Below are 17027 nucleotides of genomic sequence, written 5' to 3'. Positions count from 1 at the left end.
CTTGACCTCGCCCACCGCTCTGCCGGGTGCCGCTCTGCGGGTCCTGCGCGTCCTGCGGGGCGCGGCCGGGCGACGTGTGGTGCAACTGGCGCTTCTGGTAGGCGGGTTGTTCGCGCTCGGGTTTCTCTGCGGTGAACAGGCACACGCGGCGGAGGGTTTGTCCACGCCGGCCCTGTCCACGTCGGCGCTGTCCACTCCGGCCCTGTCCACTCCGGCTCTGTCCACTCCGGCCCTGTCCACTCCGGCTCTGTCCGTACCGGCCGCGGCCGCGGTGACCGAACAGGCCGAGGGTCTGACGTCGGTTCCGGCGGTCGGTGATGTGGTGGCGGCCGTGGGCGAGGGGCGCGAGCTCTCGCTTCCCAGCCTTCCGAGCCTCCCCACCCTTCCGAGCCTCCCCGCTCTCCCCCCTCTTCCCACCCTCCCCCCTCTCCCGTCCCTCCCCGTTGTCCCCGACCTTCCGGCCCTTCCGGCCCTTCCGGCGGCTCCGGTGCCGGTCGGGGAGGTGCCCGCGCAGGGCTCCGCGGCGACCCCGTCGCCGGACGGGCAGGGGAACGGGCTCGGCGACGGAACGACCGCCGAGGCGGGGACCGCGTCCGTGCCGCAGGCGGACACGGCGGCGGATGCGCATGGGGCGGCGAGTGCGGCCGCGGTTGCGGACCGGACGTCGTACGGACCCGTGGCCATCGGCACCGGCATCGGTGTCGGCGGGTCGGTCGACGACGGTCACCGTGCCGCGTCCGCCCGCGCCGGTCACGTTCCCGCGCACGCCCCCGTCTCCGCCCCCGCCGCTCCCGGGCCCGCGCGCCGGGGGCCCGCCGGTGACGGCGACGGCGTGCTGTGCGGCGGGGCGTCGGTGCTCGACGCCGGTGCGTCCCGGCACGGCGACACACACGCCGTCACGACGTGTCACCGGGTGCCGCTGCGGCTGGTGCCCGGCAGCACCCCGCGCACCGACCCCGCCGGTACGCGGGACAGGCACCGGAACATCCCGGTCTTCCCCGGCTAGGGACGCTCACCCCTCCCCTCGCGCCCCCGCGCCTGCGCCCCGGCCGAACGACTGGCCGGCATGCGGAGCGGTACGCGGAGCGCGCGAGACCACCTACTACGGCAGCGCGTCATGCGTCTGACCGCTTGACTCCGTGAGGCGGCAGGCCCCCGGACGGCCGAAAGCCTTCGGTTTCGTCCGACCGAAACCTCACGGACGGGGCCGAGTGATCCTCATTGGGGTGAGGATCCACCGCCCTGTGCCCCTGAGGGGCTGCTCAAGGGGCCTCACCGGGCCAACCCCAACCCGGTGAGGCCCTCCCCGTATCCCCGCCCCGTCCCCCTTCGCGTCCTTCCCGTCACCTCACATCCGGCACCGGGTGTCAGTGATCCCGGCATCATGTGACAGGTATCACCGCTCAGGTGTGACCCTCGATTTAGGGGCCTCCTGCAAGCAGCGATAACCTGCGAGACGGACATGCCGCGCGCTCGGACACCGTGTGCGCCTCCCTTGTGACTGACAGACGGCGGACGTCACGTTGCCCTCGCGGCACGCCCACGCAGACAACGAACCGCGAGATCACTGATAGGGACGGAAGCGCGTGGACCTGTTCGAGTACCAGGCGAGGGACCTCTTCGCCAAGCACGATGTACCGGTGCTGGCCGGTGAAGTCATCGACACGCCTGAGGCCGCCCGCGCAGCCACCGAGCGTCTCGGTGGCAAGTCCGTCGTCAAGGCCCAGGTGAAGGTCGGCGGGCGTGGCAAGGCCGGTGGCGTGAAGCTCGCCGCCACCCCGGACGAGGCCGTCGCCCGTGCGACGGACATCCTCGGCATGGACATCAAGGGCCACACGGTCCACAAGGTGATGATCGCCGAGACGGCCCCGGAGATCCTGGAGGAGTACTACGTCTCCTTCCTCCTCGACCGTGCCAACCGCACCTTCCTCTCCATCGCGTCCGTCGAGGGCGGCATGGAGATCGAGGAGGTGGCGGAGACCCGCCCCGAGGCCGTCGCCAAGACGCCGATCGACGCCAACGAGGGTGTGACCCCCGAGAAGGCCCGTGAGATCGTCGAGGCGGCGAACTTCCCGGCCGAGGTCGCCGACAAGGTCGCCAACGTCCTCGTGACGCTGTGGAAGACCTTCATCGAGGAGGACGCCCTCCTCGTCGAGGTCAACCCGCTGGCGAAGGTCGCCTCCGGCGACGTCATCGCCCTCGACGGCAAGGTCTCGCTGGACGAGAACGCCGAGTTCCGTCAGCCGGGACACGCGGAGTTCGTCGACCACGCGTCGGCCAACCCGCTCGAGGCCGCCGCGAAGGCGAAGAACCTCAACTACGTCAAGCTCGACGGCGAGGTCGGCATCATCGGCAACGGCGCGGGTCTCGTCATGAGCACGCTGGACGTCGTCGCGTACGCCGGCGAGGCGCACGGTGGGGTCAAGCCCGCCAACTTCCTCGACATCGGTGGCGGCGCCTCCGCCGCCGTCATGGCGAACGGCCTGGAGATCATCCTCGGCGACCCGGACGTCAAGTCCGTCTTCGTCAACGTCTTCGGTGGCATCACCGCCTGTGACGAGGTCGCCAACGGCATCGTCCAGGCGCTCCAGCTGCTCGCGGACAAGGGTGAGGAAGTCACCAAGCCGCTGGTCGTCCGTCTGGACGGCAACAACGCCGAGCTGGGTCGCAAGATCCTCTCCGACGCCAACCACCCGCTGGTCCAGCGCGTGGACACCATGGACGGCGCGGCCGACAAGGCCGCCGAGCTCGCGGCTGCGAAGTAAGGGAAGAGGGACAGAACAGCCATGGCTATCTTCCTGAACAAGGACAGCAAGGTCATCGTCCAGGGCATGACCGGTGCCACGGGCATGAAGCACACCAAGCTCATGCTGGCGGACGGCACCAACATCGTCGGTGGCGTGAACCCCCGCAAGGCGGGCACGTCCGTCGACTTCGACGGCACCGAGATCCCGGTGTTCGGCTCGGTCGCCGAGGCGATGGAGAAGACGGGCGCCAATGTGTCCGTCCTCTTCGTGCCGCCGGCCTTCGCGAAGGCCGCCGTCGTCGAGGCGATCGACGCGGAGATCCCGCTGGCCGTCGTCATCACCGAGGGCATCGCCGTCCACGACTCGGCCGCGTTCTACGCGTACGCCGTGTCGCAGGGCAACAAGACCCGGATCATCGGCCCGAACTGCCCCGGTCTCATCACCCCGGGCCAGTCGAACGCCGGCATCATCCCGGGCGACATCACGAAGCCGGGCCGCATCGGTCTGGTCTCGAAGTCCGGCACGCTGACCTACCAGATGATGTACGAGCTGCGCGACATCGGCTTCTCGTCCGCCGTCGGCATCGGTGGCGACCCGATCATCGGTACGACGCACATCGACGCGCTCGCCGCGTTCGAGGCCGACCCCGACACCGACCTGATCGTCATGATCGGTGAGATCGGCGGCGACGCCGAGGAGCGGGCCGCGGCCTTCATCAAGGACAACGTGAAGAAGCCGGTCGTCGGCTACGTCGCGGGCTTCACCGCGCCCGAGGGCAAGACCATGGGCCACGCCGGCGCCATCGTCTCCGGTTCCTCCGGCACCGCCCAGGCGAAGCAGGAGGCCCTCGAGGCCGCCGGCGTCAAGGTCGGCAAGACGCCGACCGAGACGGCGAAGCTGGCCCGCGAGATCCTCGCGGCCGGCTGAGTTCCACGCCGACTGCCGGTGGGCCCGTTCCCCTTGGGGGAGCGGGCCCACCGGCGTTTCCGCGGCCCGACGGCGTTCCCCGGCCGCGGGAGGCCCGGGGCCGGGTCATTCGGGCAGGGGGATCAGCCGTTGCGGGCCGTGCTGGATATCGGACCTCAGCTTCGCGCGCAGGTTCAGTTCCGCGTCGGAGAGCGTGCCGGGGGCCGCGCGCGGGGGGACGCCCTGCACCGTCTCGCCCGGGGGCACCGCGGGCTCGTACCGGGTGGGGGCCGTACGGACGGTCAGCGCGGTCGCGCCGATGATCGCGACCGTGAACGCGATCGCCGCCCTGGTCCAGAAGCGGGCCCGGTGTTCGCTGCCCACCCGCACGGTGGTCGGCTCGGCGGCGCGCAGCCGTTCGGCGGACGCCACCTCGGCCAGCCGCCGGTGCAGTGCCGCGGGACTCGCCAGCTCGGGCAGCCGCGCGGCGACCGCCGCCCGGGCGTGCAGCAGCCGGTTCGCCGCGGCGGGGGTGCTCGCCTCCGTCTCCGCCGCCGTCTCCGGGAGGTCGAGGCCGACCCCGTCGTAGAGCAGGAGGGTGCGGCGGTAGGGCGCGGGGAGGGCCAGCAGGACGTCCAGCAGGGCGCGGTCGGAGGCGTCGGCCGGGGGTGGCTCCGGGTGGCGGTATCGGGGGCGGAACCGGTGCCAGGGGGAGAGCGCGCACTCGTACGCGGTCGCCCGCACCCAGCCCGCCGGGTCGCGGTCCACGGCCACCTCGGGCCAGCGCTGCCAGGCCAGTTGGAACGCCCGCTCGACCGATTCGCGCGCGAGTTCACGGCGGCCGCAGAGCAGGTAGGCCTGCCGTACGAGGGCGGGGGCGCAGAAGGCGTAGAGGGCGTCGAAGGCCTGAGCGGGCGTCAGGGGGGTGGTTTCGGTCGTGGTCGCGGTCGCGGGGGACGGGAGGGGGGCCGCGACCGGGGTGGTGTCGGGTGCCGAGTCCGCTCGGCTGGGGTCCGGCTTCTTGGTCAGGCACACCGTCACCTGGGGTGGGGGTGCCGCCTCCTGGGTGTTCGTCACCATGTCCGCCTTGGTCAGCGATGCCAGCAGTTTCGCGTACGCCTCCCGCCTGCGGCCGCGCGGTGTCGTGCGGCCGGACTCCCACGCGCGCACCGTCTCCCGGGTGACGTCCATCCGCTCGGCGACCTGATCCTGCGTCAGCGAGGCCGCCTCCCGCAGGTGTCGGCGCCGCTCGGGAGGGGGGAGGGGGGCAGGGCTCTGTGTCACAGGGGAACCCTTCGCACGAAAAAGTACATAAACGTATATTGAGCGACACAACGGTACTTCGCCTGTTACGACGGGAAAGCGCGTGTCGTTGGGAGCATGACGGGCGTGACCCTGATGACCGCTCGTCGACTGTCGTTGTCGCCCCTCCTCGGCCGGATGCGTGACCGGTCCTCCGGGCTGGCCGCCGGCCTCCTGGGGGGCGCGCTCGCGGCCGGGCTCGGGCTCGGTTCGTTCGCCGTGCTCGTGATGGTGCTGTGGATCAGCTCGCCGTATCCCGACAGCGGACCGGACGGCGCGCTGCATGTCGCCGCCGCGCTGTGGCTGCTGGCCCACGGCGCCGAACTGGTGCGCGTCGACACGCTGTCCGGGGTCCCGGCACCGGTCGGTGTCACCCCGCTGCTGCTGCTCGCGCTGCCGGTGTGGCTGGTGCGGCGCGCCGCGCGTGACGCGGTCGACGGGGACGGCGGCGACGAGGGCGCGGTGCCCGGGAGCGCCGGTACGGCCTGGGCGGGCGTCGTGCTCGGCTACCTCGCCGTCGGGGCGGGAGCCGCCTGCTACGCGGCCACCGGTGGCGCGCTGCGACCCTCGTGGGCGTGGACGGTGGTATGTGTGCCGGCGGTCGCCGTGCTGGCCGCGGGGGAGGGGGTGTGGTCGGCCCACGGCCGTCCCCGCGGGCCGGTCGACAGCGCGCTGCTCGTCCTGCCGCGCGGGCTGCGGCGGCTGCTGCTCGAGGCGGACGGACGGGAGCGGCTCGGAGTCGCCGGGCGGGCGGCGGGAGCCGGGGCGACGGTGCTCTTCGGGGGCGGGGCGGCGCTGGTCGCCGTGTCCTCGGTGTGGCACCTGGGCGCGGCCCGTGAGGCGTTCCTCCAGCTGACGGAGGGCTGGTCGGGGCGGTTCGCGGTGCTGTTGCTGTGCGTGGCGCTGGTTCCGAACGCGGCGGTGTGGGGGGCGGCGTACGCCCTCGGGCCGGGATACGTCCTCGGTGCCGGACACGTGGTGGCGCCGCTGTCCTCCGACCCGGCGCCGACGATGCCGCGGTTCCCGCTGCTCGCGGCGGTTCCGGAGGCGGGGGCCGGGACGCCGTGGAACTGGGCGGCGGGCGTGGTGCCGGTGGTCGCCGCGGTGACGGTGGGGGTGTTCGTGGCGCGGGCGGCGAGAGGCGGGGGCGCGTGGTCCCGCGGCCGGACCGCGGGGGCCGTCGTGCTGGCGGGGGTGCTGGGCGGGATGCTGATGGGAGGGCTCGCGGGGTTGGCCGGTGGCCCGTTGGGGGTGTCCGCGTTGGCTCGGTTCGGGCCGGTGTGGTGGCAGGTGGGGGGTGCGGTGGTGTTGTGGACCGTGGGGGTGGGGACGCCGGTGGCTCTGGTCGGGCGGGAGTGGCTGTGCAGGGGGGCTGCCGCCGGCTCGGGGGTGGAGTCGGAGCTGTACGACTTCCTGCCTGTGGAGCGTGTGGAGCGCGGGGAGCATGTCGGCGCCGTCGGGCGGGACGAGGCGGCCTTGCCGGTGTGGGCCGTGCCGCCTGTGCCGGCCGTGCCGCCGGTACCGGCCGTTGCGCCCGCGCCTGTCGAGTCCCTGAATTCCCTGAATCCGCTGGACCCCGTCGATCCCCTGGACCTCACCGCTCCCGTGGACCCCGTCGGTCCGCTGGACCCCCGGGACCCTCTCGGCCCCCGGGACCGCAGGGACCCCCTGGACCCTCTGAACTCCCTGGACCCTCTGGACCCCCCATGCCACGTCGAGCCCTGGTGGCATGGGGATGTGGCTCGGGAAGCCCGGTGGGCGGCGTTGCGGGAGGCGGGGGAGGACGAGGGGCCGGAGGGGGGTGCGGGGGTGGGGCGGTGAACCTCGGGGTTTTCGCCCCCGCCGCCCCTTCCCTTCCCGTCCCTGGGGGCTGTGCCCCCAGACCCCCTTCGGCCTGGACGGCCTCGTCCTCAAACGCCGGACGGGCTGGAAGCACCCGGTCGAGCCGAAGGCGGGCCGGGTCGGGAGGGGTCAGGCGTTGGCGCCCAGGATGTTCTGGAGTTGCTTCGGGAGCAGGTCGTCGCAGGACTGTTTGGCCTCGTTGGTGAGGGCGTCGTTCGTGCAGGTGTAGTAGTCGCTGTAGACCAGTTGTGCGGTGAAGCTCGCGGCGACCAGGGCCAGGGCCACGGAGGCGGTGACCAGGCCGCTGACGGCGGCGGTCTTCTGGGGGCGGCCGGTGGTCTCCGGGGTGGGCGGGGCGTCGGGGTCGGGGGTGCGGGGCTTGGCGCGCAGGGCGCTGATACCCCAGTTCAGGGCCAGTGCGCCGAGCAGCAGGGCCACGTACGGCCAGCCGAAGAGGGCGAAGAAGAAGGCCCACATACCGCAGAGCAGGGCGTAGCGCGCGTGGCGCTGGGCGGGGTCGGTGGGGTCCCAGCGCTTGCCGGGGTCGGTGCCGGGTCCGCCGCCGCCCTCGGGAGCGCGGCCGGGGCGCTCGCCGAAGCCGCCGGGGGAGCGGCCGGGCTGCTGGTCGCTCCACTGGCCGCCCCACGGGGCGCGGCCGTCGCCTTCGGGGGCGTCACCCTCCGGGCGGCGGGGCTGCCAGGGCCGGTCCGGGGTGCCCTCGGGGGGCGGGGCGAAGGGGTTGTCGTCCTCGGGGGACGTGTCGTCGCCGCCCGAGGGGGTGTCGGGGGGAGAGGTTGGGCGCTCTCGCAGCAGCACGGCGCCGCGCTCCCCTCCCTGCCGTGACTGCGGGGGGAGCGTGAGGAGTCGCAGACTGCGGTCCGGCATCAAGTGGGCGTCTTCCCCTAGTGATCGGCCGAGGATCGGCCGGTGATCGGCTGTGGCTGGTGACAAACGGTTTCGAGCTGGTACTGCCTGGCTGGGCCGTCACTTGCAGAACGCACCGCGTCGCCACCGCGTTCCCGAGCCCGCTCGCCCCAGACGCTACCTTCCGGCCACGCCCCCGTCCCGTGGGGGCCGTCCGGTGTGCCGGTATCGTTGCTGACGGTCGGCCGCTTCGTAGACTTCCCCGTATCCCGGGGCGCGAAGCATTCGTACGAATGTATAAACCGGCCGTGCAAACGCTTCCCCGAGAAAGGGCCCCACCGTGGCCGCCAAGCCCGTGGCCAAGCGCCTTGTCGTGCTGGTCTCCGGATCCGGTACGAACCTCCAGGCTCTGCTCGACGCCGTCGCGGCCGTCGGCGTCGACGCCTACGGCGCCGAGATCGTGGCCGTCGGAGCCGACCGGGAGGGCGTCGAGGGGCTCGCCCGGGCCGAGCGCGCCGGGATCCCCACCTTCGTGCGCAAGGTCGGGGACTTCGGGACCAGGGCGGAGTGGGATGTCGCGCTCGCCGAGGCGGTGTCCGCCCATGAGCCGGACCTCGTCGTCTCCGCCGGGTTCATGAAGATCGTGGGGAAGGAATTCCTGGCGCGGTTCGGGGGGCGGTTCGTCAACACGCACCCGGCCCTGCTGCCCAGCTTTCCCGGGGCCCACGGGGTACGGGACGCGCTCGCGTACGGCGCCCGGGTCACCGGCTGCACCGTCCACTTCGTCGACGACGGCGTCGACACCGGACCGATCATCGCCCAGGGCGTGGTCGAGGTCCGGGACGAGGACGACGAGAGCGCTCTGCACGAGCGCATCAAGGAAGTCGAGCGAAGGCTGCTCGTCGAGGTCGTGGGGCGGCTCGCCCGCAACGGCTATCGCATCGAGGGACGAAAGGTAGTTATCCAGTGACCGCCGACAGCACTGTCACGGCAGAGAGCGGCAAGCGGGGCATCCGTCGCGCGCTCGTCAGCGTCTACGACAAGACCGGGCTCGAGGAGCTGGCCCGCGGGCTGCACGAGGCCGGTGTCGAGCTCGTCTCCACCGGTTCCACCGCCTCCCGCATCGCCGCCGCCGGCGTTCCCGTCACCAAGGTCGAGGAGCTGACCGGGTTCCCCGAGTGCCTGGACGGCCGGGTCAAGACGCTGCACCCCAAGGTCCACGCCGGGATCCTCGCCGACCTGCGACTCGACAGCCACCGGCAGCAGCTGGACGAGCTGGGCGTGGCGCCGTTCGACCTCGTCGTCGTCAACCTCTACCCCTTCCGGGAGACCGTCGCCTCGGGTGCCTCCGAGGACGAGTGCGTCGAGCAGATCGACATCGGCGGGCCGTCCATGGTGCGTGCCGCCGCGAAGAACCACCCGTCGGTGGCCGTGGTCACCAGCCCGGCGCGGTACGCCGACGTCCTCGCGGCCGTGCAGGGCGGCGGCTTCGACCTGGTCGCCCGCAAGCGGCTCGCCGCCGAGGCCTTCCAGCACACCGCCGCCTACGACGTGGCCGTGGCCTCCTGGTTCGCGTCCTCGTACGCGCCCGTGGACGAGTCGCGGTTCCCCGACTTCCTCGGCGCCACCTGGGAGCGCAAGAGCACCCTGCGCTACGGCGAGAACCCGCACCAGCCCGCCGCGCTCTACGTGGACGGCAGCGGTGGCGGTCTCGCCGAGGCCGAGCAGCTGCACGGCAAGGAGATGTCGTACAACAACTACACGGACACGGACGCCGCGCACCGTGCCGCGTACGACCACGCCGAGCCGGCCGTCGCGATCATCAAGCACGCCAACCCGTGCGGGATCGCCGTCGGCGCGGATGTGGCCGAGGCGCACCGCAAGGCGCACGCCTGTGACCCGCTGTCGGCGTTCGGCGGCGTGATCGCCGTCAACCGGCCGGTCAGCAAGGAGATGGCGGAGCAGGTCGCGGAGATCTTCACCGAGGTCATCGTCGCGCCCGGCTACGAGGAGGGGGCCCTGGAGGCTCTCGCGAAGAAGAAGAACATCCGGGTGCTCAGGGCGCCGCAGGGCCCCGCGGGCGCCGTCGAGCTCAAGCCCGTCGGCGGCGGCGCGCTGCTCCAGGTCACCGACCGGCTCCAGGCGGACGGCGACGACCCGGCGAACTGGACGCTGGCGACCGGTGAGGCGCTGTCCGGGTCGGAGCTCGCCGATCTCGCGTTCGCCTGGAAGGCCTGCCGGGCCGTCAAGTCCAACGCCATCCTGCTCGCCAAGGACGGCGCCTCGGTCGGCGTCGGCATGGGGCAGGTCAACCGCGTCGACTCCTGCAAGCTCGCCGTGGAGCGGGCCGGTGCGGAGCGGGCGCGCGGCTCGTACGCCGCCTCGGACGCGTTCTTCCCCTTCCCGGACAACATCGACGTCCTGGGCGCGGCCGGTGTCAAGGCGATCGTCCAGCCCGGCGGTTCCATCCGCGACGAGCTGGTCGTCGAGGCCGCGAAGAAGGCGGGCATCACGATGTACTTCACGGGCACGCGTCACTTCTTCCACTGACGCACACGGCGGCCCCGGTTCCCTCTCCCGTATCGCGAGGAGAGGGAACCGGGGCCGCCGTGCGTTCCTCCGCGGCTCGAAGCACGTCGCCGCGCACGTGTCGCCGCGTACGTCGATACGTGCCTCGGCGCGAGCTTCAGCGCGTGCGTCAGTGCGTGCGGATCACGATCGTGCTGCACACCTTGTCGGCGAACGTCTGCCGCTTGGCGTCCCACGCCGGCCACAGCCAGCCCAGGTAGCACGCCAGGCTGTCCAGGAAGTGGGCCAGGCGACGGACGAACGCCATGCCGACGCCGACCGGCTGCCCGTCGCTCTCCCGCACCAGGCGGATGCCCAGGGCCTTCTTGCCGACCGTCTGGCCGGTGCGGCCTTCCTGGATCAGCTGCCAGATCGCGAGACCGATGAGGGCGGCGGCGCCGATGGCCAGCAGCGCCGGCTTGTCCTTGCCTATGAGGACGAGGGCGTAGGGCACCGCGAACACCAGCATGTCGACCACGAGGCCGCCGAAGCGCTGGCCCCAGTTCGCGTACGGCGGCTCGCCGCCGTAACCGGGCTGCTGCGGGTAGCCGTAACCCTGCTGCGGATAGCCGGGCTGCTGCGGGTACCCCGGCTGCTGGGGGTAGCCGGGCTGCTGCGGCTGGCCGTACCCCTGCGGGGGGACGCCCTGCGGCGCCTGCTGGCCGTAACCGGGCTGGCCCTGCTGCGGGTAGCCGTAACCGGGCTGCCCCTGCTGGGGGTTCTGCGGCTGACCGTAGGGGTCGTTGGGCGGGCCGAAGCTCATGGTGGTTTTCCTCCGTTGCACAAGCGGGGACGACGCGGAGTGCGCGGAGGAACATCTTCAGATGAGCGGTTTGCCCCCCAACACCGACCGCATACTGCGGAGACCCATCGTTCTTGGACAGGTGTGCTCCTGTCCAGCCGCATTCCGCAGGCTTTGTGCAAGTGCAACCTTCCCGATCATGGCCGAAACGGCACGGGGCGCCACCGTCGAGCGGCGTGGCCGGAGGCGGCCTCGCCGGTGCCCGGGTTGGTCCGGATTGGAACCGGGGGCCCGTCATCCGGGAGGATGGGTCCATGACCGCCCAGATTCTCGATGGCAAGGCCACCGCAGCCGCGATCAAGTCCGATCTGACCGCCCGGGTGGCGGCGCTGAAGGAGAAGGGCGTGACGCCCGGACTCGGCACGATCCTCGTCGGCACCGACCCCGGCAGCCAGAAATACGTCGCCGGCAAGCACCGGGACTGCGCCGAGGTCGGCATCGCCTCCATCCAGCGCGAGCTGCCCGGCACGGCCACCCAGGAGGAGATCGAGGCGGTCGTCCGCGAGCTGAACGACGACCCCGCCTGCACCGGATACATCGTCCAGCTCCCGTTGCCCAAGGGCATCGACGAGAACCGGATCCTGGAACTCATGGACCCGGCCAAGGACGCCGACGGCCTGCACCCGACGAACCTCGGGCGGCTGGTCCTCAACGAGCCCGCCCCGCTGCCCTGCACCCCCAACGGCGTGCTCACGCTGCTGCGCCGGTACGGCGTCGAGATCAAGGGTGCCGAGGTCGTGGTCGTCGGCCGCGGGGTCACCATCGGCCGCTCGATGCCGCTGCTGCTGACGCGGCGCAGCGAGAACGCCACCGTGACCCAGTGCCACACCGGCACCCGGGATCTCTCGGCGCACCTGAAGCGGGCCGACATCATCGTCGCGGCGGCCGGTTCCGCGCACCTGATCCGGGCCGAGGACGTCAAGCCGGGCGCGGCCGTCCTGGACGTCGGCGTCTCCCGCAACGCGGAGGGGAAGATCGTGGGTGACGTCCACCCGGGCGTCCGTGAGGTGGCCGGCTGGGTCTCGCCGAACCCCGGCGGCGTCGGCCCGATGACCCGTGCCCAGCTGCTCGTCAACGTGGTGGAGGCGGCGGAGCGCAGTGTCGCCTGACGGAACGACCGGCAAGGCCGGCCCCATCGACGAAGCCACCGACGAAGCCGACGCAGCCGCCGGACCCGGCCTCGCCGACGGCACCGACGCCGCCGAAGCCACGGACCACGCGGACGGGACGGACCGTGCGGACGGTGTCGACGAGATCGAGGTGCGGGACCCGGTCAGCGCGCCCGACGCCGACGGCGTACCGCGTCGCACCACCCGCCGCTTCCCGCTGTTCACCCGGGACACCGCGCGTCCCGAGGGCGGCGGCCGGGCCGCGCCCGGCGACGCGCTGGCCGCCCGGCAGTGGCCGATCATCGTCGTGCTCGGCATCGTCGCGCTCGGCCTGCTGGTGACCGCGCTCGACGTGTTCCGGATCGGCACGATCCTGATCGGCGTCGGACTGCTGGTCGGCGCGGTGCTGCGCTGGCTGCTGCCCGGGGTCGGCATGCTCGCCGTGCGATCCCGCTTCACCGACATCGTGACGTACGTCGTGCTGGGCACCGCGATCGTCCTGCTGGCGCTGATGGCGCAGCCCGATCCGTGGCTCCAGATCCCCTTCCTCAAGGACACCCTGCACTTCACGGTCAGCAGCTGAGACCGGCCGAGCCGCACGCGGCGCGGCACAGCGTACGGCGGCCCGTCCTCATCCCCCGAGGAGGACGGGCCGCCGACGTGTTCCACGTTCCACCCTCCTGAGCTGCCGGTTCAACAGCCGGCCGGGCGCTGTGGCACGGAGGTGACCGTTCCGCCACGGTGTGCGCGCCCCGCCACAGCCGCCCCCGCCCCGGGAACCGCAGGGCCGTCCGGCGTCGTCCCCCCAACGGATCGAAGGAGAGGTGGGCGGGATGGGCGCCTGGCAGCCGCTGCCGGACGGGCTGCCGTCGGAGGTACGGCACTTCGTGGAGCAGTTGCGGCAGCTCAAGGACGGTACGGGCCTCAGCCTGGCCTCGCTCGGCGCGCGCACCGCGTACAGCAAGTCCTCCTGGCAGCGCTATCTCAACGCCGTCCAGCCGCCGCCCCGGCAGGCCGTCGCCGCGCTGTGCAGGGTGGCGGGTCTGGTCGGCGCGGACGCCGAACGGCACGTCGTGCGCTGGGAACTGGCCGTCGAGGCCTGGCCCCGGTCGACGCCGGCGAACCCGGACGCGGGGTACCGGGACGACCCGACGGTCCCCTGGTGGGACCGCCTGGAGGAGCCCGCCGCACCGGCCCCGCCCCGGCCCGTCGGCCGCCTGCTGCTGTACGCGGCCCTGCTTCTGCTGGCCCTGCTGTGCACCGCGGTCGGGGGAGCGGTCGTGTTGGGCTGAGGTGCGTTCGCCGTGCCGGTGTGCGCCCGTCGTGCCGATACGTCGGCAGTTCGGGCATGTGTCCCGAATCGTCTCGGCATCGGGTCTAACGTGCCCCATGGGGGACTTGGTGGAGGGAGGGGGGTTCGATGCCTCGCTGGAGAGCTTTGCCGGATGAACTCGACCCGCAGGTGAGGGAGTTCGCCGAGCAGTTGCGGCGGGTCGTGGACCGTACGGGACTGAGCCTGGCGGCGGTCGCCGACCGTACGGGCTACGGCAAGACGTCCTGGGAGCGGTATCTCGACGGCCGTCTGCTCGCGCCCAAGGGGGCGATCGTCGCGCTGGCCGAGGTCACCGGCACGCCTCCGATCCATCTCACCACCATGTGGGAACTGGCCGAGCGGGCCTGGAGCCGCTCGGAGATGCGGCACGACCGGACCATGGAGGCCGTGCGGATCTCCCAGGCGCGGGCCGCGCTGGGGGAGTTCGGACCGGCGCCCGACGTGCACGAGAGTGACGTGGGCCGGCTGGCGGTGACCCCGGGCGTCGCGGGTCCCGCGGGCGTGTCACCGACGATGCCGTCGTCGCGGGACGCGCGGATCCCGGCCGGCGGCTCCCCGGGTGGTTCCGGCCCGCGGCGGACGACGCTGTTCCTCGCGGGGGTCGTGGGGGTGGTGACGGTCGTCGTGGGCGCGTTCCTCCTGACCGACACGGGAGGTCCGAAGGAGGCGGTGGGGACCACCCCGTCCCCGTCCGTCCCGGCCGCGCCGAGCACCGTCCTGCCCTCGGGGGTGCTGTGCGCCGGCTCCGGCTGCACGGGCCGGGACGCGGAGGAGACGGGGTGCAGCGACGACCTCGTGACGACGGAGAAGACCGCGACGGTCGGCCCGACCCTGGTCGAGGTCCGCTACAGCAGCACGTGCGGGGCGGCCTGGGGCCGGATCACCCGGGCCGCGCAGGGCGACACGGTGCGGGTGACGGTGGGTTCGGTGCGGAAGACCGGCGCCGTCACGGTGTCCGGCGACACGATCGCGTACACCCCGATGGTGGCGGTGAAGAGCGCGGCGGAGGCGACGGCGTGCGCGGTGCTGGCGTCGGGACAGCAGGGCTGCACGCCCTGAGACGGCGGGGCGCTGGGCCGAACGGGTGAGGTGAACGGCGTCGGCGGCACCCGGCCCGAAAAAGTCGGGGCGGGCAGGAATACCCGCCTCCGTCGTGGGCACGCGAACCGTACCCCCACGGGAGTCCGGCACGACCCGGTACCCCCACCACGGCGGCCGCTCGGTTCCACCTCTCCCGGACCGGCGGCCGCCGCTTCATGCGCCCCCGGGGGCGCTCCGGTTGTGCGGCGGCGACCACTCTGTGGGACGGGCCACACAACCCCGGACGTCCGTGCTCCCGCAGGCGCGATAGCCTGACCGCTGGTTGGATCTCTTGATACCAAGAGATCGATCATTTGTACGTCCCACCAGGGGCAGGGACGCCCCACCGACAGCTGTCATACGGAGAACGCCATGACCCGCACTCCCGTGAACGTCACCGTCACCGGCGCGGCCGGCCAGATCGGTTACGCCCTGCTCTTCCGCATCGCCTCCGGCCAGCTGCTCGGCGCGGACGTGCCGGTCAAGCTGCGCCTGCTGGAGATCACCCCGGCACTGAAGGCCGCCGAGGGCACCGCAATGGAGCTCGACGACTGCGCGTTCCCGCTGCTCCAGGGCATCGACATCAGCGACGACCCGAACGTCGCCTTCGACGGCGCCAACGTCGCCCTCCTCGTCGGCGCCCGCCCGCGTACCAAGGGCATGGAGCGCGGTGACCTCCTCGAGGCCAACGGCGGCATCTTCAAGCCGCAGGGCAAGGCCATCAACGACCACGCCGCGGACGACATCAAGGTCCTGGTCGTCGGCAACCCGGCCAACACCAACGCCCTGATCGCCCAGGCCGCCGCCCCGGACGTACCGGCGGAGCGCTTCACCGCGATGACCCGCCTCGACCACAACCGCGCGCTGACGCAGCTCGCGAAGAAGACGGGCTCGACGGTCGCGGACATCAAGCGGCTGACCATCTGGGGCAACCACTCCGCGACCCAGTACCCGGACATCTTCCACGCCACGATCGCCGGCAAGAACGCCGCCGAGACCGTGAACGACGAGAAGTGGCTGGCCGAGGACTTCATCCCGACCGTCGCCAAGCGCGGCGCGGCCATCATCGAGGCGCGTGGCGCGTCCTCCGCCGCCTCCGCGGCCAACGCGGCCATCGACCACGTGCACACCTGGGTCAACGGCACGGCGGACGGCGACTGGGCCTCCATGGGCATCCCGTCGGACGGCTCCTACGGCGTCCCGGAGGGCCTGATCTCCTCGTTCCCGGTCACCACCAAGGACGGCTCGTACGAGATCGTCCAGGGCCTGGACATCAACGAGTTCTCCCGCGCCCGCATCGACGCGTCGGTGCAGGAGCTGGCGGAGGAGCGCGAGGCGGTTCGCGCGCTCGGCCTCATCTAGTCCCGCGGACATGACGATCCCCGGGCGGCTACGGCCGCCCGGGGATCGTCATATGTCGAGCTGCGCTACAGGGTGCGGATGAACTCCGCCCAGGCGTCCTGCCCGAAGACCAGGGTTCCCCGGGAGGGGTCCTTGCTGTCGCGGACGGGGACGAGGGCGGCGGATACGTCGTCGGCTACTTCGAGGCAATCACCGCCGTCGGTGTTGCTGTAGCTGGACTTGCGCCAGGAGACGTTGCTCAGGTCGAGGGCTCGCACGGCACTTCCTCCAAGATCCGCATGATGGCCTTGCGTGACTCGGCAGGGGAAAGCGCCAGGTCACGACTAGCATCGTACCGCCGCTGCAGGTGCTCAACTGCCTCGTATTCTTCGATGAGTTCACCTCGTTGGTCGTTCTCGGTGTAGGCCAGCGTCGAGCCGTCCGGCATGCGCAGGAACTTCACGGCGGTGTTCATCAGCGGGTGAGGGCCGGCACTGAACGGCAGGACCTGAATCGTGACGTTCGGGCGGTCGCAGGTCTCCAGCAGGTACTCCAGTTGTTCCTGCCAGTCCCGCGGGTCGGCCAACTGCGTGCGCAGCACCGCTTCCGAGAGGATCACGCGGAACGTGGGGGCGTCCTTGTCCTCCAGCAGCTTCCGGCGGCTCAGCCGGGCCTCCACCTGCTCCTCCAGCTTCTCGCCGAAGAGGCCGCCCGCAGCGAGAGCGGCACGTGCGTACGCGGGCGTCTGGAGCAGCCCCGGCGGTGCGGACGCGGCGTAGTGCCACATGGTCACCGCTTCCGCCTCGCGCTCCATGTACCTGCGGTACTGCTCCTTGAACTGGCTGTTGTCCCCCATCGCCACTTCCCACAGGGCGAGCAACAGACCCGGCGTGCCGTAGTAGGTGTCCAGGGCCTCCGCGAGTTCCGGGCTGCCCAGGTTGCTCCCGCTCTCCATCTTGCCGAGAGTCGAGGCGGTCCACCCCAGCCGCTCGGCGAGCTCCCGCAGTGTCTCGCCGCGCGCGTTGCGCAGTAACCGCAACTCCTCGGCGAACCGTTTCCGAGGCTGCTGACTCCGCCCGGTGACCACTCGTCGCGATGGCATGGCGCACTCCTCCCCGTAACTCACTGGATGC

The 17027-nt window shown here is 72.1% G+C and carries 16 protein-coding genes; 11 read left to right on the top strand and 5 right to left on the bottom strand.

Going from position 1 to position 17027, the window contains the following annotated elements; genetic code table 11:
- The first annotated feature begins 1 nt into the window (after position 1).
- From OG440_RS14060 to sucD, 3 genes are all read left to right on the top strand, one after another.
- Positions 2 to 1006 carry a hypothetical protein gene (locus OG440_RS14060; protein WP_406007190.1) on the top strand — a complete coding sequence of 335 codons (1005 nt, stop codon included), beginning with the start codon at positions 2 to 4 and terminating at the stop codon, positions 1004 to 1006.
- 580 nt (positions 1007 to 1586) lie between these two features.
- A complete protein-coding gene (gene sucC, locus OG440_RS14055; protein ID WP_406007189.1) occupies positions 1587 to 2765 on the top strand; it encodes an ADP-forming succinate--CoA ligase subunit beta in 1179 nt (392 codons plus the stop codon).
- Between the two features lie 21 nt (positions 2766 to 2786).
- Positions 2787 to 3674, top strand: coding sequence for a succinate--CoA ligase subunit alpha (gene sucD, locus OG440_RS14050; RefSeq protein ID WP_406007188.1), 888 nt, complete (start codon positions 2787 to 2789; stop codon positions 3672 to 3674).
- A 105-nt stretch (positions 3675 to 3779) separates the two neighbouring features.
- On the opposite strand, the gene OG440_RS14045 is transcribed toward sucD, so the two are convergent.
- The gene (locus OG440_RS14045) at positions 3780 to 4937 is read right to left on the bottom strand and encodes a helix-turn-helix domain-containing protein (RefSeq protein WP_406007187.1); all 1158 of its coding nucleotides are present in this window, start codon (positions 4935 to 4937) and stop codon (positions 3780 to 3782) included.
- A 96-nt stretch (positions 4938 to 5033) separates the two neighbouring features.
- Between OG440_RS14045 and OG440_RS14040 the strand changes: the two genes are divergently transcribed.
- Positions 5034 to 6776: a DUF6350 family protein gene (locus OG440_RS14040; protein ID WP_406007186.1), complete on the top strand. Its 1743-nt coding sequence runs from the start codon at positions 5034 to 5036 to the stop codon at positions 6774 to 6776.
- A gap of 150 nt (positions 6777 to 6926) precedes the next feature.
- Here OG440_RS14040 and OG440_RS14035 read toward each other — a convergent pair whose 3' ends face one another.
- Positions 6927 to 7682 (bottom strand): hypothetical protein, encoded by a 756-nt coding sequence (locus tag OG440_RS14035; RefSeq protein WP_406007185.1) that lies wholly within the window; start codon positions 7680 to 7682, stop codon positions 6927 to 6929.
- A gap of 319 nt (positions 7683 to 8001) precedes the next feature.
- Between OG440_RS14035 and purN the strand changes: the two genes are divergently transcribed.
- Together purN and purH are read left to right on the top strand one after the other, a co-directional pair.
- Positions 8002 to 8631, top strand: coding sequence for a phosphoribosylglycinamide formyltransferase (gene purN / locus OG440_RS14030; RefSeq protein ID WP_406007184.1), 630 nt, complete (start codon positions 8002 to 8004; stop codon positions 8629 to 8631).
- Positions 8628 to 10211, top strand: a complete 1584-nt coding sequence (gene purH, locus OG440_RS14025) for a bifunctional phosphoribosylaminoimidazolecarboxamide formyltransferase/IMP cyclohydrolase (protein ID WP_406007183.1) — start codon at positions 8628 to 8630, stop codon at positions 10209 to 10211. Before purN ends, purH begins: the two co-directional genes overlap by 4 nt.
- Before the next feature lie 148 nt (positions 10212 to 10359).
- Here the strand turns inward: purH and OG440_RS14020 are convergent, their stop codons facing one another.
- Positions 10360 to 10992 carry an RDD family protein gene (locus tag OG440_RS14020; RefSeq protein ID WP_406007182.1) on the bottom strand — a complete coding sequence of 211 codons (633 nt, stop codon included), beginning with the start codon at positions 10990 to 10992 and terminating at the stop codon, positions 10360 to 10362.
- Between the two features lie 293 nt (positions 10993 to 11285).
- On the opposite strand from OG440_RS14020, the gene OG440_RS14015 reads away from it, so the two are divergent.
- The 5 genes from OG440_RS14015 (at position 11286) to OG440_RS13995 (ending at position 15915) form a co-directional block, all read left to right on the top strand.
- Positions 11286 to 12140 carry a bifunctional methylenetetrahydrofolate dehydrogenase/methenyltetrahydrofolate cyclohydrolase gene (locus OG440_RS14015; protein ID WP_406007181.1) on the top strand — a complete coding sequence of 285 codons (855 nt, stop codon included), beginning with the start codon at positions 11286 to 11288 and terminating at the stop codon, positions 12138 to 12140.
- A 25-nt stretch (positions 12141 to 12165) separates the two neighbouring features.
- Entirely contained in the window at positions 12166 to 12723 is a 558-nt protein-coding gene (locus OG440_RS14010) for a DUF3017 domain-containing protein (protein ID WP_406011355.1), read from the top strand.
- Between the two features lie 250 nt (positions 12724 to 12973).
- Complete coding sequence (locus OG440_RS14005) at positions 12974 to 13432, top strand: helix-turn-helix domain-containing protein (RefSeq protein WP_406007180.1); 459 nt, start codon at positions 12974 to 12976, stop codon at positions 13430 to 13432.
- 128 nt (positions 13433 to 13560) lie between these two features.
- Positions 13561 to 14532: a DUF2690 domain-containing protein gene (locus OG440_RS14000; protein ID WP_406007179.1), complete on the top strand. Its 972-nt coding sequence runs from the start codon at positions 13561 to 13563 to the stop codon at positions 14530 to 14532.
- A 393-nt stretch (positions 14533 to 14925) separates the two neighbouring features.
- Positions 14926 to 15915 carry a malate dehydrogenase gene (locus OG440_RS13995; RefSeq protein ID WP_062640488.1) on the top strand — a complete coding sequence of 330 codons (990 nt, stop codon included), beginning with the start codon at positions 14926 to 14928 and terminating at the stop codon, positions 15913 to 15915.
- A gap of 65 nt (positions 15916 to 15980) precedes the next feature.
- Here the strand turns inward: OG440_RS13995 and OG440_RS13990 are convergent, their stop codons facing one another.
- Both OG440_RS13990 and OG440_RS13985 read right to left on the bottom strand, forming a co-directional pair.
- Complete coding sequence (locus OG440_RS13990; RefSeq protein ID WP_406007178.1) at positions 15981 to 16172, bottom strand: DUF397 domain-containing protein; 192 nt, start codon at positions 16170 to 16172, stop codon at positions 15981 to 15983.
- Positions 16154 to 16996 (bottom strand): helix-turn-helix domain-containing protein, encoded by an 843-nt coding sequence (locus OG440_RS13985; RefSeq protein WP_406007177.1) that lies wholly within the window; start codon positions 16994 to 16996, stop codon positions 16154 to 16156. The genes OG440_RS13990 and OG440_RS13985 overlap by 19 nt, the downstream gene beginning before the upstream one ends.
- Positions 16997 to 17027: the final 31 nt, after the last annotated feature.

Source organism: Streptomyces sp. NBC_00637 (assembly GCF_045161545.1).
Lineage (GTDB): Bacteria > Actinomycetota > Actinomycetes > Streptomycetales > Streptomycetaceae > Streptomyces.
Note: the sequence above shows the minus strand (reverse complement) of the source record. Positions and strands in the feature narration are given on the sequence as shown.

Excerpts from the sequence above, each read along its gene's own strand:
- sucD (WP_406007188.1), top strand. The coding sequence starts at position 2,787 with ATGGCTATCTTCCTGAACAAGGACAGCAAGGTCATCGTCCAGGGCATG.
- OG440_RS14040 (WP_406007186.1), top strand. The coding sequence starts at position 5,034 with ATGACGGGCGTGACCCTGATGACCGCTCGTCGACTGTCGTTGTCGCCC.
- OG440_RS14035 (WP_406007185.1), bottom strand. The coding sequence starts at position 7,682 with ATGCCGGACCGCAGTCTGCGACTCCTCACGCTCCCCCCGCAGTCACGG.
- OG440_RS14020 (WP_406007182.1), bottom strand. The coding sequence starts at position 10,992 with ATGAGCTTCGGCCCGCCCAACGACCCCTACGGTCAGCCGCAGAACCCC.
- OG440_RS14015 (WP_406007181.1), top strand. The coding sequence starts at position 11,286 with ATGACCGCCCAGATTCTCGATGGCAAGGCCACCGCAGCCGCGATCAAG.
- OG440_RS14005 (WP_406007180.1), top strand. The coding sequence starts at position 12,974 with ATGGGCGCCTGGCAGCCGCTGCCGGACGGGCTGCCGTCGGAGGTACGG.
- OG440_RS14000 (WP_406007179.1), top strand. The coding sequence starts at position 13,561 with ATGCCTCGCTGGAGAGCTTTGCCGGATGAACTCGACCCGCAGGTGAGG.
- OG440_RS13995 (WP_062640488.1), top strand. The coding sequence starts at position 14,926 with ATGACCCGCACTCCCGTGAACGTCACCGTCACCGGCGCGGCCGGCCAG.
- OG440_RS13985 (WP_406007177.1), bottom strand. The coding sequence starts at position 16,996 with ATGCCATCGCGACGAGTGGTCACCGGGCGGAGTCAGCAGCCTCGGAAA.